This is a genomic window from Pseudomonas sp. lyk4-R2A-10, from assembly GCF_030209075.1.
Classification (GTDB): domain Bacteria; phylum Pseudomonadota; class Gammaproteobacteria; order Pseudomonadales; family Pseudomonadaceae; genus Aquipseudomonas; species Aquipseudomonas glycinae.
Genome location: NZ_JARVSR010000020.1, coordinates 42,277 through 49,216 on the forward strand (window position 1 = coordinate 42,277; position 6,940 = coordinate 49,216).

A 6,940-nucleotide genomic window follows, 5' to 3' on the forward strand; every position below is an offset into this window, starting at 1 on the left:
CAAGGATGCACCTCCATGCGCAAACGCTTTACGCCCCTGTTCCACTGGCTGCAGTTTTCCTTGCTGAGCGTGGCTTCGATCGGCAGCGCGGCCGCCGCCACCGGCAACTGCGCTGCGCTTGCGCCGCTACCGGCCGTGCTGGAAGTCGGTGAAGGCCTGCAACAGGCCGTGCAATCGCCGGTGGCGATCACTCGGGTGGCCGTGGGCGATCCGAAGATCGCCGATGTGCGCGTGACCGGCGATCAGGGTGTGTTGCTCACCGGCGTCGGCCCCGGCGCCACCACGTTGATGATCTGGACCGCCTGCGCCAGCACACCGCGTCAAAGCATGGTGTTCGTGCAGGGCAAGGCCAGTGCGGCGATGACTGCGGCGGCGCTGCCGTCCAGCAGCGAACCGAACCTGCCCTCGCAAGTGCAGACAGACATCCGCTTCGTCGAAGTCAGCCGCACCAAACTCAAGGAAGCGGGTACGTCGATCTATGGCAAAGGCTCCAACAATTTTCTGTTCGGCGCCCCGGGCACCGTGCCGAACACCGGGGTCACGCCGGGTGTGGTTCCGTTGCTCAACATCGACCCACGCATCGCCGCGCCGAGCATTCCGCTGGCCAACGACATGTTCAACATCGTCTGGGGCGGTGGCAGCAGCAAGTTCCTCGGCATCGTCAACGCGCTGGAAGGCAGCGGTTTCGCCTACACCCTCGCGCGGCCAAGCCTGGTTGCCTTGAGCGGACAGAGTGCGAGTTTCCTCGCCGGTGGCGAGGTGCCGATCCCGGTGCCCAGCGCCAACAGCAACAGCTACTCCATCGAGTACAAGGAATTCGGTATCCGCCTGACCCTGACCCCGACCGTGGTCAGCAACGACCGGATCGCCCTCAAGGTCGCCCCGGAAGTCAGTGAGCTGGACTACAACAACGGCGTGACCATCGGCGGCACCAAAGTGCCGGCCTTCACCATTCGCCGCACCGACACCAGCATCTCCCTGGCAGACGGCGAAAGCTTCGTCATCAGCGGCCTGATCAGTACCCGCAATGCCTCGGAGGTGAACAAGTTTCCGGGGCTGGGCGACATTCCGGTACTCGGCGCGTTTTTCCGCAACTCGTCGATCAACCGCGAAGAACGCGAGCTGCTGATGATCGTCACCCCGCACCTGGTGCAGCCGCTGGCCGTCAACGCGCCATTGCCGTCGTTGCCCGGCGAGAAACTGCGCAATTACGACCCGAACTGGTATCGCCTGTACTTCCTGGAAAACGGCAACTTCGATAAACGCAGCGGGTTATCGCAATGAGCCAGAGCCTGAGCCAGACCTTTCTCGCCATCACCCGCAACACCACCGATCTCGAGTGGCTGCAAGGCGCGCTGGCGCCGCTGGGCCAGGTGGTCAGCGCCGGTGGCGGCAGCCTCGACGAACTGCTGGCGCTGGTCGACGTGACCTTCGCCAGCCTGGTGTTCGTCGGCCTCGACCGTGAACATCTGGTGGCCCAGAGTGCGTTGATCGAAGGCGTGCTCGAAGCCAAGCCGATGCTGGCGATCGTCGCCCTCGGTGACGGCATGGACAATCAATTGGTGCTCAACGCGATGCGCGCCGGTGCCCGGGATTTCGTGGCCTACGGCTCGCGCTCCAGCGAAGTCGCCGGGCTGGTGCGACGGCTGAGCAAACGCCTGCCGGCGGTGACGCCGAACGCCCAGCTCGGCGGATTGACGGTTCTGTACAGCATTCAGAACAACGCCGACGGTGCGCTGCTGGCCAATCACATGGCGCTGGTGGTGCAGAAGAGCGGCCAGCAGACCTTGCTGCTTGACCTTGGCCTGCCGCGCGGCGACAGCCTGGCCCTGCTGGGGCTGGAGAGTTCGTTTCATTTCGGCGATGCGTTACGTCATTTGCGTCGCCTCGACGCAACGCTGATCGACAGCGCCTTCACCAGTGCCGAGGCCGGGTTGCGCATTCTCGCCTATGCCCCCGGCGACGAACCGCTGGAACGCACCAGCGCTGCCGAGCTGTACATGTTGCTCAGCGCCCTGCGCCAGCACTTCCAGCACATCGTGGTGAACCTCACCGGCCAGCCCGACAGCGAAGCGCTGCGCACCTTCGTCAGCCATTGCGACAAGCTGCTGTGGTACACCGACCAGAACGTCCTCGACTGCCGACGCAACCTCGCAGTGCTCAATCTGTGGCGCGAAAAAGGCATGAAGCTTGATCACGGCCGGCTGCTGGTGGATCGCTACCTGCGCAATGTCGCGCCGGACTCCGACACCCTCGGCAGGACCTTCGGCCTGGAAGTCATCGCAGTGCTGGCCTACAGCCCGGAAGTGCGCCTGAATGCCAAGAACCAGGGCGTGACCCTGTTCGAACTCGCCCCGCGCGAAGCCATCAGCCAGAGTCTGCGCACCCTCGGCGAACGACTGGCCAAGCGCTCCGAAGGCCTGGCCAAACCCAAAGTCACCTGGTTCGATCGCTTGCGAGGCAGCTCATGAGCAGCGAGCAATTGTTTGGCGGGCCGCAGCGCAACGCCACCGGCAACACCGACCACGACGGCCTGAAACTGGTGCTGCACCGCTACATCATCGACGCCATCGAAGAATCGGGGAAAAACCTGCTGGAAGGCTCGCGGCAAGTGTTGTCGCAGTTCGTCATCGACAAGGTCGGCGAATACATCGCCCGCCTGCACCTGGCGATTTCCCGCTACGAAATGGAGCGTCTGGCTGAAGAAATCGTCGACGAGCTGACCGGTTTCGGCCCGCTGGAAGTGCTGCTGCGCGACAGCGCCGTGACCGAGATTCTGGTCAACGGCCCACACCGGGTGTTCATCGAACGAGAGGGCGTGCTGCACCTGAGCGACCTGCGCTTCATCGATGCGCACCACGTCGAACGGGTGATGCAGCGCATCCTCGCCCCGCTCGGCCGACGCCTCGACGAGTCGTCGCCAATGGTCGATGCGCGCCTGCCCGATGGCAGCCGGGTCAACGCGATCATCCCGCCGATCGCCCTCGACGGCCCGTGCCTGTCGATCCGCAAGTTTCGCAAGGATATGCTCAAAAGCACCGACCTGTTGGCGATGCAGACCATCGACCAAGCGATTTTCGATTTCATCGCCGAGGCCGTCGGCAAGCGCTGCAACATCCTCATCAGCGGCGGCACCGGCACCGGCAAGACCACCCTGCTGAACATTCTCAGCCAGTTGATCAACCCCCACGAACGGCTGGTGACCATCGAAGATGTCGCCGAACTGCAACTCGGCCATCCGCATGTGGTGCGCCTGGAAACCCGCCCGCCGAACGCCGAGGGCCACGGCGAAGTGAAGGCCAGCGACCTGATCCGCAACGCCCTGCGGATGCGCCCCGACCGGATCATCCTCGGCGAGATTCGCGGGGTCGAAGTGGTCGACGTGCTGACCGCAATGAACACCGGCCACGACGGTTCGATGAGCACGGTCCACGCCAACAATGCCCAGGACGCGCTGCTGCGCCTGGAAACCCTGGTGGGCCTGACCGGCCGCACCATTGCCGAACGCACCCTGCGCCAGATGATCTGCGCGGCACTCGACGTGATCATTCAACTGACGCGCATGCCCGACGGCCGCCGCTGCGTCAGCGAAGTGGTGGAAGTGGTCGGGGTACGCGACGACGTCTACGTCACCAACACCCTGTTCCGTCTCGACCGCCGCACCGGTTTCGGTTTTCTGCGCGAAGCGGTCAACCCGGCCGGTGACAAATTGCGCCGTGAACCGGCGCTGTCACAGTGAGGGCTACGGCATGCTCAAACCGCTGTTGCTGATCCTGATCTGTCTGGCGTTGCTCGGGCTGTCGCTGCGCCTGTTCTACAACGGTTGGCGCCAGGGCGGCACCGAACGGGTACTGGACCGCTTGAATCAGGGACAACCTCAGCTGTTGGCGGAGAAACCGCGCTGGGCCGGACTGGAGCGAGCCTTTTTGCGGGCGGGTCTCGGCCGCCCGGATCGCCTCGAATTGTGGTTGCTGCTGTGGGCCTTCGGCAGCCTGATAGGCCTGGCAATCGGCGGCTGGATCGGCTTTCTGTTGCTGCTGGTGCTGCCACCGCTGGCGTTGCGTCTCTATGTCAGCTGGCGCTATCAGCGCCGTCTGCGGCGGATGATCGAGCAACTGCCGCAACTGCTCGATCACACGGTGCGCAGCCTGAAATCCGGACGCACCCTGGCCGACGCGGTACTGGGCGCGATCGACGCCAGCGAGGACCCGCTGAAACACGCCATGGGCCGGGTACAACGCAACGTGCAATTGGGGGTGAGCCTGCCGGAGGCCGTGGGCGATGTGGCCGAGCTGTATGAAAAGGACGAATTGCGCCTGTTCGCCGTCGGCCTCAAGGTCAATCACCGCTACGGCGGCAACGCCAGCGAACTGCTGGAAAACCTGATCCGGATGATCCGCGAACGCGACCAGGCATCGCGCCAGTTGCGCGCCATGACCGGCGAAACCCGCATCACCGCCTGGGTGCTCGGCCTGCTGCCGGTGGGGCTGGCCGGGTACTTTCTGCTGTCCAATCCCAAATACCTGATCGCCATGTGGAACGACCATTCCGGCCAGATGATGCTCGCCAGCGCCTTCGGCCTGCAGGTGATCGGCAGCCTGCTGCTCTGGCGGATGTTGCGCAGCCTATGACCATGCCTCTGATGATCAGCGCCCTGTTGATGCTGGGCGCTGCACTGTTGCTGATCAGCGGCCTGCTCGACCGCCGCCGTCGCTCGCGACAGGTCACGCGGCGGCTGGAAGGTGCGCTGCTGCGCGACAATCGTTTCGGCAACCTGCTGCAAGTACTTGGCGGCAGCGCCCTCGGCCAGCGCGCAGTCAAGCTCGACAACGAAACCCAGACCCTGCTCAACCGCCTCGGCTGGCGCAGCGCCCGCCAGCGCTCGCTGTTCGCCGCCTGCCAGATCGGTACGCCGCTGCTGTTGCTGAGCGTGGCGGTCTTGCTGCAAGGGGTGCTGTTTCCTCACATCGAGCGTCAATGGATCGCCCCGCTGTTTGCCCTCGGCATCGGCTACCTGTTGCCCAAACGCCTGCTGGCGATGGCCGCCGGCCGCCGGCAAAAACAACTGGCCACGGAAATCTCGACCTTCATTCCTTTGCTGCGCATCCTGTTCGAAGCCGGCATGGCCGTCGAGCAGGCGTTGCGCGTGCTCAGCCACGAAGGCCAGACGTTGCTGCCGGTGCTGACCCAGGAATTGCGCCTGGTGCTGGCCCGGGTCGACTCGGGCCTGGAACTGGGCGAGGAACTGAACAAGGCCACGCGCCTGCTGGCGGTGGACGAATTCACCGACACCTGCGTGATCCTTCAGCAACTGCTGCAACAGGGTGGGGGCGCGATGAAATCGCTGCTGGCGCTCAAGCAACTGCTCGATGACCGACGCCTGACCAGGCTGCAGGAATACATCTCGAAAATGTCCGCCAAAATGTCCGTCGTGATGATGATGTTTCTCTTCCCGGCGCTGTTGATCGTCCTCGCAGGCCCGGGCTTCAGTGCCCTGGCGCGGGCACTGGGCTCATAGAAGGAATCGCCATGAAAGCAATGATTGCCAGTTTGACCCTGCTGATGCTCGGCGGCTGCGCCAGCAACGGCCAGACGCCGTGGAGCGCCCTGAACCCGAACGCCGGTTGCGGCCCGTTGAGCCAGGAACAACAGCTGTCGATGACCCTGGCCGACGACATGGCCAAGGACGGCAAACTGCACGCCAGCCTGGCCAACCTGCAAAGCTTGCCGGACAACCTCGCCGACGTCCGCCTGCGCAAGGCCAAGGTCTATCGCCTGCTGGGACGCAGCGAAGCCGAACCGTTGTATCGCGGCCTGCTCGGCAGTTGCCTGGCCGCCGAAGCCGAACACGGCCTCGGCCAGCTCGCCGCCGCCCGCGCCGACTACGGCCAGGCCCAGGCTCACCTGCAACGCGCCGCCCGCCTGGCCCCCACCGACGAAAAAATCCGCAACGACCTGGGCGTGGTGTACCTCAACCAACTGCGCATAGAAGACGCCCGCTTCGAATTCCTCACCGCCATGGAACTCAAGCAGAGCGATTCGCTGGCCGCCCTGAATCTGGTGACGCTGCTGCTCTACCAGGACGACTGGACCCGCGCCGCCGAACTGGTCAGCCGCCTGAACCTGAGCCCTGAGCAATTCAACGAGGCCCAGACCCGCGCCCAGAAACTCAAGACCCCAAGCCCCGTCACCGCAGCCGCCACCGCGATGCTCAAATAAGGAGCCCCGCCATGAAAGCCACCGCGCTCTGCCTCACCCTCCTCGCCCTGCCCCTGACCACCCACGCCATCGACCCCGGCCCCGCCTCGGCGCAACAACAGGAAACCGAAGGCTGGCTGCTCCTGCAAAGCCGCAACAAAGCCGCCTCCACCAAACCCCAGACCAGCACCCCCACCGAACGCGAACTGAGCATGCAACGCTGGCTGAAGAGCTACACACACGAGATTCCGGAATTCTTTGACCAGAAGCAGGGTGGGACTGTGGACAGTGGGTCGGGAGGATAAACGGGGCGCAAGCACACATTTCCCAACGTGTTTGTCGTCCTACAGATGGCGTGATTTTGGGGGATGTTTCCAACAACATGCCCACCGAACTGACGGTGAACCGAGTACTGGATAACGTCGAAGTACAGCGTCATCCAACCCACAGCCAAGCCGCTCTGACTGAACCGAGCTGCCAGCGACAGTCGCTGGCAGCTCGAATCGGGACGCGGAGCGTCCCGGGCTGCATTCCCACGCAGAGCGTGGGAACGATCAAGAAAAAGCAGTCTGCTGTTCGCTGTTCGCTGTTCGCTTCCCACCACTCAACACGATGAGCGTTAGCTCGAGTAAAGCTTTTGACGTGCCGGCCCCATCGGAAGGCTGAGTGGAGGGATTCATCCGGGGGGGGAGCGCAGCGACCGTGCGGCGCAGCCGCATGCATCGAGAGGAGGTGCAGCGAA

7 protein-coding genes are annotated in these 6,940 nt (G+C 64.1%); all 7 read left to right on the top strand.

Features of this window, described 5'->3' with window-relative positions:
- Positions 1-15: 15 nt before the first annotated feature.
- Genes QRN46_RS27905 through QRN46_RS27935 form a run of 7 tightly spaced genes read left to right on the top strand, consistent with a single transcriptional unit; the run spans position 16 to position 6,503 of the window.
- Positions 16-1,284, top strand: coding sequence for a type II and III secretion system protein family protein (locus QRN46_RS27905; RefSeq protein WP_011332290.1), 1,269 nt, complete (start codon positions 16-18; stop codon positions 1,282-1,284).
- On the top strand, positions 1,281-2,471 hold the full coding sequence (locus tag QRN46_RS27910) for a CpaE/TadZ family protein (RefSeq protein ID WP_011332289.1): 1,191 nt from the start codon (positions 1,281-1,283) through the stop codon (positions 2,469-2,471). Before QRN46_RS27905 ends, QRN46_RS27910 begins: the two co-directional genes overlap by 4 nt.
- Positions 2,468-3,739 (top strand): TadA family conjugal transfer-associated ATPase, encoded by a 1,272-nt coding sequence (locus QRN46_RS27915; RefSeq protein WP_285358644.1) that lies wholly within the window; start codon positions 2,468-2,470, stop codon positions 3,737-3,739. The genes QRN46_RS27910 and QRN46_RS27915 overlap by 4 nt, the downstream gene beginning before the upstream one ends.
- A gap of 10 nt (positions 3,740-3,749) precedes the next feature.
- Positions 3,750-4,631 (top strand): type II secretion system F family protein, encoded by an 882-nt coding sequence (locus tag QRN46_RS27920; protein WP_201817327.1) that lies wholly within the window; start codon positions 3,750-3,752, stop codon positions 4,629-4,631.
- Positions 4,628-5,518 carry a type II secretion system F family protein gene (locus QRN46_RS27925; protein ID WP_011332286.1) on the top strand — a complete coding sequence of 297 codons (891 nt, stop codon included), beginning with the start codon at positions 4,628-4,630 and terminating at the stop codon, positions 5,516-5,518. The genes QRN46_RS27920 and QRN46_RS27925 overlap by 4 nt, the downstream gene beginning before the upstream one ends.
- An 11-nt stretch (positions 5,519-5,529) precedes the next feature.
- Positions 5,530-6,219, top strand: a complete 690-nt coding sequence (locus tag QRN46_RS27930; protein WP_011332285.1) for a tetratricopeptide repeat protein — start codon at positions 5,530-5,532, stop codon at positions 6,217-6,219.
- A gap of 11 nt (positions 6,220-6,230) precedes the next feature.
- Entirely contained in the window at positions 6,231-6,503 is a 273-nt protein-coding gene (locus tag QRN46_RS27935) for a DUF3613 domain-containing protein (protein ID WP_197869849.1), read from the top strand.
- The last annotated feature ends 437 nt before the right edge of the window (positions 6,504-6,940 follow it).

Bases quoted from the DNA above. Each gene is read 5' to 3' on its own strand.
- QRN46_RS27910 (WP_011332289.1), top strand. From the start codon at position 1,281: ATGAGCCAGAGCCTGAGCCAGACCTTTCTCGCCATCACCCGCAACACC.
- QRN46_RS27935 (WP_197869849.1), top strand. From the start codon at position 6,231: ATGAAAGCCACCGCGCTCTGCCTCACCCTCCTCGCCCTGCCCCTGACC.
- QRN46_RS27930 (WP_011332285.1), top strand. From the start codon at position 5,530: ATGAAAGCAATGATTGCCAGTTTGACCCTGCTGATGCTCGGCGGCTGC.
- QRN46_RS27925 (WP_011332286.1), top strand. From the start codon at position 4,628: ATGACCATGCCTCTGATGATCAGCGCCCTGTTGATGCTGGGCGCTGCA.
- QRN46_RS27905 (WP_011332290.1), top strand. From the start codon at position 16: ATGCGCAAACGCTTTACGCCCCTGTTCCACTGGCTGCAGTTTTCCTTG.
- QRN46_RS27920 (WP_201817327.1), top strand. From the start codon at position 3,750: ATGCTCAAACCGCTGTTGCTGATCCTGATCTGTCTGGCGTTGCTCGGG.
- QRN46_RS27915 (WP_285358644.1), top strand. From the start codon at position 2,468: ATGAGCAGCGAGCAATTGTTTGGCGGGCCGCAGCGCAACGCCACCGGC.